Source organism: Marseilla massiliensis (assembly GCF_016899855.1).
Taxonomy (GTDB): domain Bacteria; phylum Bacteroidota; class Bacteroidia; order Bacteroidales; family Bacteroidaceae; genus Prevotella.
This window is the reverse complement of sequence record NZ_JACJJG010000260.1, coordinates 1-403: the sequence shown is the minus strand read 5'-3', so window position 1 is coordinate 403 and position 403 is coordinate 1. Positions and strand designations below refer to the sequence as shown.

1 pseudogene is annotated in these 403 nt (G+C 42.4%); it reads left to right on the top strand.

The features are described 5' to 3' along the window. Window positions 1–403, top strand: a pseudogene (locus H6A34_RS14670) (hypothetical protein); the annotation flags it as partial.

Here is a 403-nt window from a genome sequence, read left to right as displayed (position 1 = left end):
ATGGATTCAGGCGAGGATGATGGCTTACAATATGAAGTCAACCTGATTAACTATACCTTCCGTTCAGGCAAATATGAAACGGACAAGTACAACGGGATATGTGAAGACGGTGATTCAAGGGCTGTAAGGTATATCAACCATGACAACGGAGGAAAGGTGTTCAAGATGAAGGCAGGAAAGTTCATACGCCATCTAATCATGGAAACATCATTCGGAAGGACATTACACGAATCAGTGATAATTTATTTGCAGGAATGCTTCGTTCAGGACTGGCAGGCTTTCTCGCTTTCATCACAACCGAAGGAAAACCGCTTATTCGTGGATGACAATTTCAGGGATATTTACGATTCAAACAAGTGCGATGGAGACTTCTACAGTTGCATGACAGACAAGGGATACCATT